Annotated in this window: 15 protein-coding genes and 1 tRNA gene; 1 reads left to right on the forward strand and 15 read right to left on the reverse strand. The window is 46.1% G+C overall.

Translation table 11 applies throughout. From position 1 onward, the window contains the following. Positions 1–31 precede the first annotated feature (31 nt). The 15 genes from AC1HCU_RS05960 to AC1HCU_RS06030 form a co-directional block, all read right to left on the reverse strand. Positions 32–940 (reverse strand): TIGR01777 family oxidoreductase, encoded by a 909-nt coding sequence (locus tag AC1HCU_RS05960; protein ID WP_480370253.1) that lies wholly within the window; start codon positions 938–940, stop codon positions 32–34. An 83-nt stretch (positions 941–1023) separates the two neighbouring features. Further along, positions 1024–1740, reverse strand: a complete 717-nt coding sequence (locus AC1HCU_RS05965) for a pirin family protein (RefSeq protein WP_480370256.1) — start codon at positions 1738–1740, stop codon at positions 1024–1026. A gap of 57 nt (positions 1741–1797) precedes the next feature. Next, a complete protein-coding gene (locus AC1HCU_RS05970) occupies positions 1798–2481 on the reverse strand; it encodes a zinc metallopeptidase (RefSeq protein WP_480370259.1) in 684 nt (227 codons plus the stop codon). A 76-nt stretch (positions 2482–2557) separates the two neighbouring features. Continuing rightward, positions 2558–3823, reverse strand: a complete 1266-nt coding sequence (locus tag AC1HCU_RS05975; RefSeq protein WP_480370261.1) for an adenylosuccinate synthase — start codon at positions 3821–3823, stop codon at positions 2558–2560. Between the two features lie 6 nt (positions 3824–3829). Then, entirely contained in the window at positions 3830–4336 is a 507-nt protein-coding gene (locus tag AC1HCU_RS05980) for a Fur family transcriptional regulator (protein WP_480370263.1), read from the reverse strand. A 97-nt stretch (positions 4337–4433) separates the two neighbouring features. Further along, a complete protein-coding gene (locus AC1HCU_RS05985) occupies positions 4434–5885 on the reverse strand; it encodes a glycoside hydrolase family 10-like protein (protein ID WP_480370265.1) in 1452 nt (483 codons plus the stop codon). A 165-nt stretch (positions 5886–6050) separates the two neighbouring features. Next, positions 6051–6123 (reverse strand) — tRNA-Gly (locus AC1HCU_RS05990). 641 nt (positions 6124–6764) lie between these two features. After that, on the reverse strand, positions 6765–7241 hold the full coding sequence (locus AC1HCU_RS05995) for a GAF domain-containing protein (protein ID WP_480370268.1): 477 nt from the start codon (positions 7239–7241) through the stop codon (positions 6765–6767). Between the two features lie 70 nt (positions 7242–7311). Next, a complete protein-coding gene (locus tag AC1HCU_RS06000) occupies positions 7312–7992 on the reverse strand; it encodes a YiaD family glycine zipper/OmpA-like lipoprotein (protein WP_480370272.1) in 681 nt (226 codons plus the stop codon). A gap of 60 nt (positions 7993–8052) precedes the next feature. Further along, complete coding sequence (locus tag AC1HCU_RS06005) at positions 8053–8388, reverse strand: hypothetical protein (protein WP_480370275.1); 336 nt, start codon at positions 8386–8388, stop codon at positions 8053–8055. A 203-nt stretch (positions 8389–8591) separates the two neighbouring features. After that, positions 8592–10571, reverse strand: a complete 1980-nt coding sequence (yidC, locus tag AC1HCU_RS06010) for a membrane protein insertase YidC (RefSeq protein ID WP_480370277.1) — start codon at positions 10569–10571, stop codon at positions 8592–8594. Positions 10572–10614: 43 nt separating this feature from the next. Continuing rightward, entirely contained in the window at positions 10615–12231 is a 1617-nt protein-coding gene (locus AC1HCU_RS06015; protein WP_480370280.1) for a CTP synthase, read from the reverse strand. A 51-nt stretch (positions 12232–12282) separates the two neighbouring features. Continuing rightward, positions 12283–12954, reverse strand: a complete 672-nt coding sequence (locus AC1HCU_RS06020; RefSeq protein ID WP_480370282.1) for a cell division ATP-binding protein FtsE — start codon at positions 12952–12954, stop codon at positions 12283–12285. After that, positions 12954–13421 (reverse strand): magnetosome magnetite crystal formation protein family, encoded by a 468-nt coding sequence (locus AC1HCU_RS06025; protein WP_480370285.1) that lies wholly within the window; start codon positions 13419–13421, stop codon positions 12954–12956. Before AC1HCU_RS06025 ends, AC1HCU_RS06020 begins: the two co-directional genes overlap by 1 nt. Before the next feature lie 37 nt (positions 13422–13458). Then, the gene (locus AC1HCU_RS06030) at positions 13459–13866 is read right to left on the reverse strand and encodes a VanZ family protein (protein ID WP_480370288.1); all 408 of its coding nucleotides are present in this window, start codon (positions 13864–13866) and stop codon (positions 13459–13461) included. A gap of 165 nt (positions 13867–14031) precedes the next feature. Here AC1HCU_RS06030 and AC1HCU_RS06035 point away from each other — a divergent pair, with 165 nt between their 5' ends. Further along, complete coding sequence (locus AC1HCU_RS06035; RefSeq protein WP_480370291.1) at positions 14032–15744, forward strand: S41 family peptidase; 1713 nt, start codon at positions 14032–14034, stop codon at positions 15742–15744. The last annotated feature ends 8 nt before the right edge of the window (positions 15745–15752 follow it).

The raw sequence follows: 15752 nt of genomic DNA on the forward strand, positions 1-15752 counted from the left end.
CTGATGTTTTTGTTTTGCGATAAAGCCATTTTCAGAGTGAACTTCGAATAGCTTCCATCGCCGTAGGGTATAAAAACTGATAACCAGCATCGACGATTTTTTGCGGGGAGACACGACTTCCTTCCAGTATCATTCCGGCCACTTCACCCATAAAAAGGCGCAGAATAAATGCGGGGATTCGGGGAATAAAAAAAGGACGTTTCATTTCCTTTGCCAGTACTTTCATGAATTCGGCATTGGTAATCTGTTGCGGGGAAACAGCATTGTATATTCCCTGCATCCTACTATCTTCCACTGTGTTTAAATAGATCCGACACAGATCGTCCAGATGGATCCAGGGCAAATATTGCCTGCCACTGCCCAGCGGGGCGCCCAGACCAAACCGGGCGGGTACACTCATTCGTTTAAAAGCATCACTCTCTTTTGAAATTACAAATGCCGTACGCAATGCCACCGTCCGCATACCCAGTTCATCCCGGAAAGCAAATGCGGCGGACTCCCACTTTTTACAGGTACGACTTAGAAAATCATTCTGTGCAGGCAGATCCTCCTCACTGTATATCCTGTCACTGGTCTGCATCCCGTAATAACCCACTGCTGAAGCAGAAATAAACGACTCAGGTTTTTTAGGCATCGACCGAATCGTTTCAAGCAGCAACCTGGCAGTTTGCACACGACTCTCCACAATCTCCTGTTTTTTGCGCCGGGTCCATGCTTCTTCTCCCAGGTTTGATCCTGCCAGATGGATGATAACATCAGCCTGTTCCAGCGCTTCCCGGTCAATTTCATTTTTCAGGTAGTTCCACCTGTAACGGGGAATAGACCCATTCACGTGTCGCTCCCTGCTTAGCCAGATCACCTGATATCCTTTTTCTATGAGCAAATCCGAAAGTTTTCGACCAATCATGCCAGAACCTCCGGTGAGTAAGATCGTCTTCATTTCCAAACAATTGATTTATGGCTAAACAAATAAAGACGGCGATTGTTGCCGTCTTTATTAAAAAACTTGATTGGGTACAGTCATTACTGTAGTTCCATTGGCACCTCCATAAGCAGGATTTCTGATTTTTCTGTAGCTTCAAGGGTGAAACTATTTGTATCCCAGATGCCATATCCATCGCGTGTATGAAGAATCTGATCACCTATTTTTGCCTGTCCGCTAATCACAAAAAGATAGACTCCATTGCCCTGCTTTTTCAGTTCATAGGTTTTACTTATTCCTGCGCTGAAATCGGCCAGGTGAAACCAGGCATCCTGGTTAATCCACAGGCCTGCATCTTCTTTGTAGGGCGATACAATTTGCTGGAAATCATCGGGTGCGGCATGATCAGCAATATGCGTCTGTCCATAGCGGGGTGCTACTCCCTTTTCACGTGGAAAAACCCAGATCTGCAAAAATTTTACCGGCCGGTCGGCATTTGCATTGAATTCACTGTGCGTGACTCCCGTACCTGCCGACATCACCTGTATATCACCTTTACGGATAATCCCGCCGTTTCCCATGCTGTCACGATGCTCCAGATCTCCCTCCAGCGGTATTGAAATAATCTCCATGTCATTGTGCGGATGTGTACCAAATCCCTCGCCACCTTCCACATGATCATCGTTGATCACCCGCAATACTCCAAAATTCATCCGGGATCGATTGTAATAATTGGCAAAACTGAATGTATGATTGCTCTTCAGCCAACCATGATCGGCATGTCCGCGACTGTCCGCAGCATGATAAATAGTTTTCATAACACAACTCCTTTCATCGATTATATTTATCATAAACAACCGATGATCTCTTTTTGTTCATCGTCTGCTGCCACTCATGGCGATCATGATATAGTAAAGGAGGGTGGCAAGCGAACTGAGGGCAGCAACCACATATGTATACCCTGCCCAGCGGAGCGCATCTTCTGCCTGGTTATGATTGCTCACATCGGTAATCCCCGCACTGCTCAGCCATCGGAGCGCCCGGTTGGTCGCATTTTTTTCCACAGGAAGTGTAATGAAACTGAAAAGTGTAGACAAGGCAAAGATGGCAATTCCGAACCAAATCAGCATCGGGAAGGTTTCGATCATGATGATTCCCAAGAGCAATACCCACATCACCCATTTAGAGGTGGATGAAATAACAGGTACCAATGCCGACCGCATTTTTAGCGGTGCATATCCTTTTGCATGCTGTAGCGCATGACCTGTCTCATGGGCAGCGACGGCAGCAGCGGCCACGCTATCACTCCCATAAACCGGCTCGCTCAGGTTAATGGTCTTGTTAAGCGGGTTATAGTGATCGGTAAGCCGGCCTCTGACCGAGATTACTTGCACGTCATAAATTCCGTTGTCATGCAACATTTTTTCCGCTACATCCCTTCCGGTCATCCCGTTACGCAGTGGAATTTTTGAATAATTCTTAAACCTGTTCTGCAGTCTCGCCTGCACAGCCCATCCGGCCACGGCGATCCCGATAAATATAATCCAAATGAGTGCCATAAATGTACGTTGTATATCTGTTTAACATATTCGATGTTTCAATAGTTCACCTTCACGCGAAAGATAGTTTCTTGAATTACCCCTGCCTGATGATGGTTTGTGCCCTGTCGGGACCAAGAGAGACAATGGCAATGGGTACATTCAGCTCGTCTTCCAGGAAGGAGAGATAGTTATTGAATTCTTCCGGGAACTCATCCTCCGACTGCATGGCTGACATATCTGTTTTCCATCCCGGCAGTTCCACATACTCCGGTTCAATACCTTCGGTGATATCGAATGGCAAATCCTCCGTTATCTCTCCGTTGATATTGTATGCCACACATGCCTTGATGCTGTCAAAGCTGTCCAGCACATCGCTCTTCATCATTACCAGTTTGGTCACCCCGTTCAACATGATGGTATAGCGCAGTGCTACCAGATCGATCCATCCGCAACGACGTGGCCGGCCTGTGACGGAACCATATTCTCTTCCCTGATCCCGTAGCATTTGTCCGTCCTGATCGAACAGCTCCGTGGGAAAAGGCCCGCTCCCCACGCGGGTACAGTAAGCCTTGAAAATACCAAATACTTCTCCGATCATCTTCGGCGCGATACCCAGTCCGGTACAGGCACCTGCACAAATGGTATTGGAGGAGGTGACAAAAGGATAGGATCCGAAATCAATGTCGAGCATTGATCCCTGGGCTCCTTCTGCCAGTACCTTTCCACCGCCGGCAAGATGCTTGTTGATAAAATGTTCACTCTCGATTATTCGGTAGGTCTTTAATTTCTCCACTCCCTCAAACCATTGTTTTTCCAGATCAGGAAGCACATCTTCCCAGTCTGAGGGACTCAGTTTTTCCTTGTGGCGTGCTACCGCGTTCCGGTATTTCTCTTCAAAGTTATGAAACAGGTCACCCACCCTAAGTCCGTTGCGACTCACCTTGTCGGTATAGGCCGGTCCTATTCCCCTTCCCGTGGTACCGATCTTCGCATCGCCCATTGCCTTCTCCGAGGCGGCATCCAGCAAACGGTGCGTAGGCAGGATAAGATGTGCCTTTTTGGAAATGTAGAGCCTGTCGGTAAGTACGTGGCCGGTGGCTTCCAGTGCTTCTACCTCCTGTTTGAATAAAGCAGGATCGATCACCACGCCGTTGCCTATGATATTAATTTTTCCTTCCTGAAATATTCCGGACGGTATCGATTTCAGAATATATTTTTCACCTTCAAACTCAAGGGTATGTCCCGCATTGGGTCCACCCTGAAAACGTGCTACAATCTCATAATCGGGTGTGAGCACATCCACCACTTTTCCTTTTCCTTCGTCGCCCCACTGGAGGCCCAAAATTACATCAACTTTCATATGTACCTATTTGTTATCGGTTTTATCATTTTTGATTCTGGTCAGTTTCCTCAATGCCATCTTTTTGGCATGACTGCATTTACTACAGGTTCCATAGATATACATGCTGTAATAATTAACCGTAAATTTCTTAATCTTTTTCAGTTGCGCCTGTGAGAGTAAATCGCTGTTTTTTGTTTCCCACACTTGTCCGCAGGTGGTACAGATCATATGATCGTGGTTTTCGTTCCCGTAGGCTCTCTCATATTTTGATACGTTTCCACCAAACTGATGCTTCACCACCAGACCACAATCCAGTAGTAGTTCTATGGTGTTGTAGAGGGTAGCTCTGCTTACCCGGAAGTTCACATCGATCATCGATTTATAGAGCGCATCCATATCAAAGTGTCCCTTTGTGGTATAGATATGATCAAGTATCGCAAAACGTTCCGGCGTTTTCCGGTGCTTGTGCTGCGTGAGATATTCCATAAATTCATCCCGCGCCTGTTTTCTTAGCTTTTGACTGCCATCCATTCTTACAAAATTATTCCAATTTATTGATTAATCCTAACAATCCGGGCTGTTTTTACATTTTATAGCACGGCAAACTAATACACTGATAAAGAATTAATTACTTTACCATTTCAGAGTGATAAAAGAAGGCGGGAGTGCTCACCTCACTTTCATTGTGATAGGAATCGGAAACGGTAATATAGTAATAGAATGCCTCGTCGGTGTCTGGGACAATAAGATTTATCAGAGGTTGCTTCAAGCCCACAGCAAGGATGTTTTCTGCTTTGTCGGTACTGAGTTCTTCGCTATCGCTCCTGTACACATTAAAGGTAACCCTGGCATCCTGATTTTCAACCTCCCACTTCAGCTGAAACGAGCCATCCGACATTTTTTCAGCCCTCAGGTCGTAAGGTTTCCCGGGTACCGAATCAGAAAGCCAGATCATTGCAGGAAGCTTTGCCGGATATTTGTAATATTTCTCCAATGCCTGAAGAATCCCCTTGGTATTTGACAATACATTTTCGGTGCGGAAATAGGCCTGCCCTTCGGCATTTTTCATGCGGGTATAGTCTATCTGATTCAGAATATCCTGTTGCGACCATCCAAGCTCAATCATCTGATATGCTCCCAAGCCCGGTACCACGATTCGCCCGTTCCCATGATTCAGCCAATCATCAACATAGGGATAAAACAGTTTATCCTTGTAATACATCATCGGGTAAACGGCATCGTGTATTCCCGTTTTCATCCATTTACCGGCATCCTGATACACTGTTTCAAAAGCTGTCCAGCCATATCCGTACCCCCCCAGCGAACGGTACCTTCCCAGGGGTGAACTGCTTACCTGTACCCATGGCTTTAATTCCTTCACTTTCTCGTATGTTTTCTTTACAAAGCGGGTAATGTTGTCCCTTCGCCAGTCGGCCCGGGTTTTTCCTTTGCCGTATAGACGGTACATTCCATCATCGGGAAATTGTCCCCTGTTATCGGGATAACGGATATAATCGAAATGAACGCCGTCCACATCGTAGTGGGTAACAACTTCTTCAATAATGGAGAGGAGATAGTCATCCGTTCTTGGATTACCCGGATCCAGAAACCATTCACCTTTAAATTTTTTTGTAATGGAAGGATTCTTTCTGGTGACCGATGACATACCCAGACTCTTCACATGTTTGTCCCCGCCCAAAGGATAGGTAACAATCCAGGCATGACACTCCAATCCCCGCTTATGACATTCCTCGACGACCAACGCCAGCGGGTCGAATTTTCCAGCACCTCCGGCCGTCACGATCATGGACGACATGGGTTCTATCCGGGAATTATAAAAAACTTCACCCCGTGTCCTCACCTGGAACATCACGGTGTTAAAATTGTTCTTTTTCAGATTGTCCAGAATGGAAATCAGCTCTTTTTTTTGTTCACCCTGACTGGTTCTGCTTCGTGGCCAGTCCAGTCCATAGTTCGTGGTCAGCCATACAGCCCTCACTTCTGTTGCCGGCAGACCGGACGAAAAAATTCCGGATGCGAAACACAACAAAAAGATGAGCAAAATCACTATTTTGTTCATTAATTATAGACATTCTAAATTTTCACATACAAACTTACATAAAAAAATCGGTTTCCCATTGCCCGGGAAGAGGTTTTCAAGGCAAAATGACTGAGGTAGAATACAACCCCCGAAAAAAAATAAAACGCTCCTCCACATGTACGTAGAAGAACGTTTCCAGCTTTGAGCGGAAGACGGGACTCGAACCCGCGACCCCGACCTTGGCAAGGTCGTGCTCTACCAACTGAGCTACTTCCGCAATATTGTACCTTGTTTCACACCGCCGTGTGCATCTCTTGAATATCACCTTGCCAAGGCCGGTCCCATCTCCTTTCGGGGCAAGGTCGTGCGCTACCTATCCTGAGCTACTTCCGCAATATTGTACCTTGTTTCACACCGCCGTGTGCATCTCTTGAATATCACCTTGCCAAGGCCGGTCCCATCTCCTTTCGGGGCAAGGTCGTGCGCTACCTATCCTGAGCTACTTCCGCAATATTGTACCTTGTTTCACACCGCCGTGTGCATCTCTTGAATATCACCTTGCCAAGGCCGGTTCCATCTCCTTTCGGGGCAAGGTCGTGCGCTACCTATCCTGAGCTACTTCCGCAATATTGTACTTCCTTCACACCGCCGTGTGCATCTCTTGAATATCACCTTGCCAAGGCCGGTCCCATCTCCTTTCGGGGCAAGGTCGTGCGCTACCTATCCTGAGCTACTTCCGCAATATTGTACCTTGTTTCACACCGCCGTGTGCATCTCTTGAATATCACCTTGCCAAGGCCGGTCCCATCTCCTTTCGGGGCAAGGTCGTGCGCTACCTATCCTGAGCTACTTCCGCAATATGTCTGGATTTGTGGCTACAAAGATAGTGTTTTGTTTTCTAAACTTCAAAGAAAATAATTAAAAATTGAGCAATGCAACAATCTTTTCAAGGAAACGGGCGTCGGTCTCATCAAAATTTTCCAAAATATCACTGTCCACATCCAGAACCGCCTTTACTGATCCATCCTTCAGCAAGGGCACCACGATTTCCGACTTTGACAGAGAGCTGCAGGCAATATGCCCCTGAAACTCGTCGACATTGGGTACAATCTGGGTTTTGCTTTCTTTCCAGGAAGTGCCGCAAACCCCTTTACCATAGGATATCCGCGTACAGGCTACCGGCCCCTGAAAAGGCCCAAGCACCAGCAGGTCATCCACAACCCGGTAAAACCCGACCCAGAAGAAATTAAAAACCTCTTTCAGTGCGGCAGCGATGTTGGCCATGTTGGCAATGAGATCGGGCTCATCTTCCGTCAATGCTTTCAACTGCGGTATCAGCGACTCATATTTCTTTGCTTTGGAAGCCTCTTTGGGGACATATAAATCTTCGGCCATATCAGGTGGGGTATATTAAAAAAATCGCGTCACCGTAAGCAACGCGATTCTGTCAGTTAAAGAATATTTCTTATCTGGCCTGTTCTTTGGCATCCTGAATCATCTTGGCGTTGGGCATGATGTACACCTCGACACGACGGTTCTCTGCCCTGCCTGCAACAGTGCTGTTATCCGCTACGGGCTGTGTGGAACCAAAGCCATCGGAGGTCATGCGGTTTCCGGAGACACCCTTCATCAACAAATAGTTATAAACTGATTCGGCCCTGCGTTTTGACAGCGGGTTATTGATGGCATCACTACCTGTGCTGTCGGTATGTCCATAAATACTCACATCGGTATCGGGATTATTCAATAGAGATGTGGCAAACTTGTCGAGGGAGGAACGGGATGCTGTATTAAGTGTACTTGAGTTGGTAGCAAACAGAATTCCCGATTCAAAAGTAACTTTAATAGCCTGCCCTTCGTTTACTTTTTCTACCTGGGCACCTTCAATCTGTTCCAGCTCGGCAGCCTGCTTATCCATCTTATTTCCAATGATGGCACCTGCCGTACCACCCAGGATGGCACCAATTCCGGCTCCGATAGCCGCACCTTTGCCTCCGCCGGCAATAGCGCCTACTCCGGCCCCCACAGCTGCTCCGGCACCGGCACCTATTCCACCGCCCTTCACTGTCCTACTGGCTCCACAGCCTGAAAGTATTAATGATCCTCCTAATAAACCAATGGTAAGTAATTTTGAAAATTGTTTCATAGTTATTTATTCTTTTTGTGTAAAATAATAATTCCTCTTTTTTCCGGTATATTTCCCTACTCAGTCGAACAGGTTGAGTGTATCACAATATGCAAGTTCGCCAGCTACGATGGCCTCGATCTGTTCGTCGCTAAAATTTCTGATAGCATTTCGGGCAGCATCTTTGCGGGCATTCTGATGGACAAACTCCAGCAGTTCATCTTCATCGATTTCAATCTCAGTGTCATCATTTTCGTCCAGAAAACCCTTTTCTTCGTAGAACTCATAAATCAGATCCACAATGTAATTGACTTCATCATCAGAAAACTCACCCTGCATATCCTCCGGCAAATGATCCTGGATAAATTTCAGAGAATCATCCTCGTCGTACTCAAGTACTTTATTTTCTTCGCTCATAACTATTTAATTAAGCAATAAAGAAATCACCTATCGTTCTTAAAACAAATATCGAAAAAATATGTTCAAATTTACTTTTTCTCCTTTTTCTTTTTTTCATATGGGGCTTTTCTCTACATAGCCCTACAGGCCTCACAATTTAAAAAGCAGTGAGACTCTTGTCCAGACTCCCACTGCTTTTTCAGACAGGTTCAGGTGCTATATCATCCCCGGTAGTTACGTTTTGCATTTGCCTTCGCCTGTTCGCGTGCCTGTTTCTCCTGCATTTTCTGAGCTTCTGCCAGACGGGCCATGAAGCCCGATTTCTTTTTAGGCTTTTTCTTGTTCTCCTCCAGCTGCGCCAGAATCTTATCTTCGTTGATAAATTGTTTCATCAGGAAAGTATGCACAATAGTGAACAGGGTGGAGAGGAAATAGTAGTAGTTCAATCCTGCGGGATAATTGTTCAGGAAGAAGAACATGAAAACCGACATGAAGATTGGCATGTGCTTCATACCAGGCAGGGTCTGCTGTCCGGTATCCATCGAGGTCATGTTGTATTTCGTGTAAATCACGTTAACAACGGTCATCAGCAGGCAGAAGATACTGATATGGTTACCCAGAAAACGGGTGACAAGTGGGATATTTCCACTCCATGAAATGAGCGAATCGTAAGTGGAAAGATCATCCGCCCAAAGGAAACCCTGCTGCCGCAATTCGATGGCCGACGGGAAGAAGAAAAAGAGGGCCAGCAACACCGGCATTTGAATAAGCATGGGCAGACAACCACTCATAGGGCTGACGCCCACTTTGTTGTAAAGCTCCATGGTAGCCTGCTGACGTTTCATCATCATGTCCTGCTCTTTGCCGGGGTATTTCTTCTCAATCTCCTGAATCTGGGGTCGCAATACCCGCATCTTGGCCGATGAAATAAACGATTTGTAGGTAAGCGGAGAAATAATCAGCTTCACCATCAATGTAAGAATAAGAATTATGAGCCCCATACCCCATCCGAGAGAGAGGAAGAAATTAAATACGGGGATCACCAACCACTTGTTTACCCAGCTCAGCCAGCGATATCCCAGATATACAATCTCTTCGAGTTCGAGTCTGGCACCGTTACTCACATCCTTATCGTACGCCTTGAGAGTATTGTAATGAACAGGACCGAAATAATATTTAAATCCTGCAGAAATCAGATCGCTGTCGTCACTTATTTCACCGGGAACCCAAACTTCGGCCTTGTAACTTTTCGTATAATTGCTGTCTTTCAACATATCCGACGTGAGGATCGTGTTACTGAAAGGTTTTTCACCCACGACGATGGCGGTGAAGTACTGGTCTTTGAATGCAAACCATTTCATCGGCTCGGAAAATTCTTTCCGGTCGTTTCGCGATTCGCTCATTTTATCTACATTCTGCCGGTCATATTTATAGTGTATGCGGGAAAAACGTTCCTCAAACTGACGACCCTTTTCCTGCTGACGTACTTTCTGTTCCCAGTTCATCCTGAAATTAGTCAGGCTTTCCGGATGGAGACCGTTTCTCATTCCCACGACACGTATGTCGAAATCCATCATATATTCGTCGGCAGGCAAAGTATAGACAAAATCGATATATTGTTCCGATGAACTCTGAAGTCGCATAATTACCGACTTTCCGTCGGCACTGCGGATAGGTGTAAAAAGCTCCTGTTCTGTAGATAAACGGACACTATTCCGGTTAAACAGATCCAGATTGAATCTACTCTCATCCTTATTTTCAAACAGATATAAACTATCACCAGTGTACCGGAACTGATTTTTCAACTGAACAGATTGAATACGCCCGCCCATGGTGTTTAACACCAGGCGCACTTTTTCATTCTCCAGAATCACCGTCTCCTCCGTCTTTGGTGCAGCCTGCTGGCCTTGCGGTGAGTCGGCCGGCGAAGAGAGGCTGTCGGGAACAAGAGTCTGCAGAGCCTGGCCAGCACTGAAGAAGTCCTCAAGGTTGCTCCCCTGCTTCATCACGGCTTCACCGCTGGTATCGGGAACCGTTGTGGGAAGTATATCTGTTGTTGTACGGGCAGCGTCGGCCTGTGCAATTGAATCACGTCGTTGCCGTTCCGCCTCGATCCGTTCCCTGTCAGGCTTGTTGTATATTGTAAAACCAATAATAATAGCAGTGATCAGAAGCAATCCAATAATTGTATTTTTATCCATTTTGTATCTTGTTGCAGCCTTGCTGCCATGATTAACTCATTTATTATATTTTCTCTTCCCGTGTGGCGGCGGCAGCCTCCATGAAACTCATAAACAAGGGATTGGGCGATATAACGGTACTGTTGTATTCCGGATGAAACTGTGTTCCTAGATACCAGCGCATAGCCGGCACCTCGACCACTTCCACCAGATCCGAGTCGGGATTAATCCCTGAGCACTTCATACCGGCAGCTTCGAACATCTCTTTGTACTTGTTGTTAAATTCATAGCGATGCCGGTGACGTTCCTGGACTTTTGATTTTCCGTACGCTCTATATGCCAGCGTTCCCTTTTTTAGTATGCAGTCGTAAGCACCCAGACGCATTGTAGCTCCCATGTTGGTGATGTGCTTTTGTTCTTCCATCAGATCGATGACATTATCTGCTGCTTTGGTATCCATCTCGGTGGAATTTGCCTCATTAAGTCCCATCACCGAACGGGCATATTCAATAACCATACACTGCATCCCAAGACAAATGCCAAAGGTGGGAAGATTGTTCTCCCTTGCATATTTCAGCGAAATAAACTTTCCTTCTATTCCCCTTTGTCCGAATCCCGGCGCCACCACAATACCATCGGCATTTCCCAGTATTCCGGCCACATTATCTTCGGTAATTTTCTCGGAATGACAAACATCCAGCACCAACTTTCGGTCGTTATATATGGCTGCCTGTGAGAGTGACTCGTTGATCGATTTATAGGCATCGGGCAGCTCGGCATATTTGCCGACAAGTTTGATACGGACTTCTTTCTTCGCATCCTTTCGTTTCTGAAGGAACGCATTCCATTTGTCCAGATCGGCTACACCACTCGTAGGCATGTTCATCCTGCGGAGCACCACCTCATCCATACCCTGCTTCTGCATCATCACAGGTACTTCATAGATTGTTGAAACATCAATGGATTGCATGACAGCCCCCTGTTCCACATTACAGAAAAGAGCTACTTTATCCAAAATATCCTTATTGAGTTTTCGATCGGTCCGAAGCACCAACATATCAGGCTGTATACCAAGAGATTGCAATTCCTTCACAGAATGTTGTGTCGGTTTGGTCTTCACCTCACCTGCGGCAGCAATATAGGGAACATAGGTAAGATGCAGGCAAAAGCAATTTTTTCCAAGCTCCCAGCGAAGCTGACGAACAGCTTCCAGAAAAGGAGTAGATTCAATATCTCCGACAGTTCCGCCTATTTCGGTGATCACGAAGTCGAACTTATTCTTCACACCCAGAGATTTCACATTCCGTTTGATTTCATCGGTGATGTGAGGTATCACCTGAACTGTTTTACCCAGGTAATCTCCACGCCTTTCTTTCTGGATTACATTTTGATAAATGCGTCCGGTAGTGATGTTGTTATCCCTGGTAGTCTGGATATTCAGGAAACGTTCATAATGTCCCAGATCGAGGTCTGCCTCGTGTCCGTCCACTGTCACATAACACTCTCCGTGCTCATAAGGATTGAGGGTGCCCGGGTCCACATTGATATAGGGATCGAACTTTTGAATGGTTACCCTATATCCTCTTGCCTGCAGCAACTTACCCAGGGAAGAGGCGATGATTCCTTTTCCTAAAGAAGAAACAACACCGCCTGTAACAAAAATGTACTTTGTATCAGCCACGATTGTGAAGTGTTATGAGATATTTTTTGAAGGCGCAAAGGTACAAATAATCTACACAATTTCCAATCCCATGTTTTCGCAACGCATGATCTTTCCTGGGAAGGCCTGTACTATGGCATAGTTATGGGTGGACATGATCACTGCCGTACCTTTCCCTGAGATGTCCTGCAGCAGGGAAACAATCTGACTTCCCGTTTCGGGATCAAGATTACCCGTCGGCTCGTCTGCCAGTATCAGTGCCGGCGAATTAAGCAATGCACGGGCAATAACCACACGCTGCTGTTCACCTCCCGACAGTTCGTGGGGCATTTTATATGTTTTATGCTGCATTCCTACCTGCACAAGCACTTCATTAATACGGTCCCTGATCTCTCTCTTGTTTTTCCAGCCTGTAGCACGGAGTACAAATTCCAGGTTTTTCTCTACTGTCCTGTCTATCAATAACTGAAAATCCTGAAATACTATGCCTATTTTTCGTCGCAGGAATGGAACCAGCTTACGCTTGATGGTGAAAAGTTCATAGCCGAACACCCGTGCGCTGCCCTCAACAATGGGCAGCTCCGCATACATGCTCTTCATGAGGGTACTCTTTCCCGATCCTACTTTTCCGATAATATAAAGAAAATCGCCTCTGTGAACTGTCAGGTTTACATTTCGAAGAATAATGTTCTCTTCACGGTTCAACTGTACATTTGAATAATTTACCAACTGTTCCTGCACCATTATTTAATGAATTGAATCGTAAAAGGATATCTCCAGTATTCGCCATTGTTTGCCTTTACCGAAGCCAGAATTACAAAAACAACATATATGATGCCAACCACAACCGCCAGAGGGATTCCCACTAGTGTAATTGTAAATACGGCAGCATAGATGATAAAACTGATCATAAAATTAAGGATATTTTTCCCATGCATATCTACCTTCGCATTGGCCTCCTTGTTGGTAATCCACATCAACACGGGCACAACAAAACCGGCAAGAGGGATGATAATGCCGGCAAGCTGGCTGAGATGCATCAGCATCAGATAGCTGTTTTCAGTCATTCCAAACAAAGGTCTCCCGTTAAAGCTGTCCCGCTGAGTCCCTTCGTCATTCAGGATCTTCGCTTTTTCACGTTGATATTCCTCTTCGGAAATACTCCCTTTTTCCCTTAATTCATCGAGAATTTTTAAATCTTCATACTTCATCACTTCAGGATTTTAAGTTATTCTAAAGGTAAGCTCTTCACAAAGATATATTTTTTCTGTCATACCTCCGTTTCCTGATGAAAATAATTATGACGATTACAGCTGTCAGGGATCCAAGAATGTCTGCGATCCAGTCGCTCCACTCCGCGCTGCGGGATGCAAAGAAGTATTTTTGTAACAACTCAATGACTCCACCATAGAACACGGGTACCAGAAAGCCCCACAATATCCACCGGAAGGCAGGAGGATTACCCTGGTGCATCCGGTAATAGTCGATCAATGAAACAGCGGAAAGAAAGAAGAACATACCAAAGTGAACCAGCTTATCCCATGGAACATCTCCGGGCATATCGGGCACCTGCGAAGGTGAGACAAGACATGTGGCAATAAAAATAATTAATCCAGTGATCAGCGGCAGGAACGTATATCGAAGCAGTAATTTCATTCGCGGACAATTAAGCTGTAACGATTACAAAGATAACAGGGATTTATAAACATATAACTAAAAGATCGATCCAATATCGTAAAAAATTTGTTCCTTTGCCTGAAAATGATATATAGGCTGCGTCAGCTGCTTATAATGAAACATAGAGGAATTCGGGAACAAATTATGAGAAAAGGTATCCTTTTTATATTTTTGGCGTTTGCTATGATGCAAGCGGTAGCTCAGACACCTGCCGTAGACAAGAATCAGCGCTATTACGACATCAACAAGAACATCGACATATTCAATTCCGTCCTGAGGGAACTGGATCTCTTTTATGTGGACAGTATAGAGGTAAACAATCTGGTACAGGGTACCATCGGTAACATGCTTACCCGGCTCGATCCTTATACGGAGTATTATGCAGAGGAGAACATGGGTGATCTGCAATTTCTTACCACTGGTGAGTATGCCGGCATCGGTGCCATCATTTCCTACAATAACGGGCGGGTGGTGATTAACGAACCCTATGAAGGGTTGCCGGCCGACAAAGCGGGATTAAAAGCGGGTGATTCGATACTGTCGATAGACGGGGAAGATATGCGAAAAGCCACTGTGAAGCAAGTAAGCGACAAGTTGAAAGGCACGCCGGGAACCTTACTCAAGCTGACCATACAACGGCCCGGCGAAAAAAAACAACGGACACTCTCCATAGAGCGTGAAAAGATCGAGATGGATCCTATCACGTATGCCGGGATGGTGGACAAGGGAACCGGATACTTACACTATGGGAGCTTCACGGCAAACAGCGCCGCACGGGTGAAAGAAACTGTCACCGAACTCAAACAGCAGGGAGCTACCTCACTGATCATGGACCTGCGGGGCAACGGCGGCGGCATTCTCGATGAAGCTGTAGAGGTGGTAAACCTGTTTGTACCCAAAGGTGAGGAGATTGTCTTCACAAGGGGAAAAGTAAAACAATGGGATCGTTCCTACCATACACAAAATCAACCCCTCGATGAAATAATCCCTATTGTGGTGCTGATTGACACCGGCTCAGCTTCCGCGTCGGAGATCGTGGCAGGCAGCCTCCAGGATCTGGACCGTGCGGTGATCGTAGGCAATCGTTCCTTCGGTAAGGGTCTGGTACAGACGCCCCGCGATCTTCCCTATGGCGGGAACATAAAAATCACTACATCCAAGTATTACATCCCAAGCGGGAGGTGCATACAGGCGCTCGATTATTCACACCGCAATCCCGACGGCAGCGTGGCACGCGTGCCTGATTCTCTTACCAGCGTATTCAAAACCAGAAACGGAAGGGAAGTACGTGACGGCGGCGGCATCACACCCGACATCACCATAGCGCAGGAAACCGGAGGTACCATTGCTTTTTACCTGATGACAGACAATATTATCTTCGATTTTGTCACCGGCTGGATGCTGGAAAACCGGGAAATTACATCCCCTGAGAAATTTCGTTTGCCGGATGCCGATTACGACAAATTCCGTGAATTCGTAAAGAAGAGGGATTTCAAATATGATCAGCTGAGTGAGCGTTCACTGGAGCAGCTGAGGAGCATAATGGAGTTTGAAGGCTACATGGATGTGGCATCGGCAGAATACAAGGCGCTGGAGTCTAAACTTCAGCCTGACCTGGATCGTGACCTGGAACTCTTTAAGGAGGAGATTAGAAAAATGATTGAATCTGAAATTATACAACGGCGGTATTACAAAAAAGGAGTGCTCATTCACCAGCTTTCCGGTGACCCAGTGTTCGATAAGGCACTGGAGTTACTTAGAAACCCCGGTTTATATCGCTCCCTTTTACGGCCTGAACCGGCAAACATGCCTCCGGCAAAAGAGATAAAGGAAAAGTTGAAGGATCAGTACTCATAAAACGAATG

The sequence above is a fragment of the Proteiniphilum sp. LBM24028 genome (assembly GCF_056629195.1).

What these genes read in the sequence shown, in the direction of transcription:
- AC1HCU_RS05960 (WP_480370253.1), bottom strand. Translation starts at nt 940, where the DNA reads ATGAAGACGATCTTACTCACCGGAGGTTCTGGCATGATTGGTCGAAAA.
- AC1HCU_RS05965 (WP_480370256.1), bottom strand. Translation starts at nt 1,740, where the DNA reads ATGAAAACTATTTATCATGCTGCGGACAGTCGCGGACATGCCGATCAT.
- AC1HCU_RS05970 (WP_480370259.1), bottom strand. Translation starts at nt 2,481, where the DNA reads ATGGCACTCATTTGGATTATATTTATCGGGATCGCCGTGGCCGGATGG.
- AC1HCU_RS05975 (WP_480370261.1), bottom strand. Translation starts at nt 3,823, where the DNA reads ATGAAAGTTGATGTAATTTTGGGCCTCCAGTGGGGCGACGAAGGAAAA.
- AC1HCU_RS05980 (WP_480370263.1), bottom strand. Translation starts at nt 4,336, where the DNA reads ATGGATGGCAGTCAAAAGCTAAGAAAACAGGCGCGGGATGAATTTATG.
- AC1HCU_RS05985 (WP_480370265.1), bottom strand. Translation starts at nt 5,885, where the DNA reads ATGAACAAAATAGTGATTTTGCTCATCTTTTTGTTGTGTTTCGCATCC.
- AC1HCU_RS05995 (WP_480370268.1), bottom strand. Translation starts at nt 7,241, where the DNA reads ATGGCCGAAGATTTATATGTCCCCAAAGAGGCTTCCAAAGCAAAGAAA.
- AC1HCU_RS06000 (WP_480370272.1), bottom strand. Translation starts at nt 7,992, where the DNA reads ATGAAACAATTTTCAAAATTACTTACCATTGGTTTATTAGGAGGATCA.
- AC1HCU_RS06005 (WP_480370275.1), bottom strand. Translation starts at nt 8,388, where the DNA reads ATGAGCGAAGAAAATAAAGTACTTGAGTACGACGAGGATGATTCTCTG.
- yidC (WP_480370277.1), bottom strand. Translation starts at nt 10,571, where the DNA reads ATGGATAAAAATACAATTATTGGATTGCTTCTGATCACTGCTATTATT.
- AC1HCU_RS06020 (WP_480370282.1), bottom strand. Translation starts at nt 12,954, where the DNA reads ATGGTGCAGGAACAGTTGGTAAATTATTCAAATGTACAGTTGAACCGT.
- AC1HCU_RS06025 (WP_480370285.1), bottom strand. Translation starts at nt 13,421, where the DNA reads ATGAAGTATGAAGATTTAAAAATTCTCGATGAATTAAGGGAAAAAGGG.
- AC1HCU_RS06030 (WP_480370288.1), bottom strand. Translation starts at nt 13,866, where the DNA reads ATGAAATTACTGCTTCGATATACGTTCCTGCCGCTGATCACTGGATTA.
- AC1HCU_RS06035 (WP_480370291.1), top strand. Translation starts at nt 14,032, where the DNA reads ATGAGAAAAGGTATCCTTTTTATATTTTTGGCGTTTGCTATGATGCAA.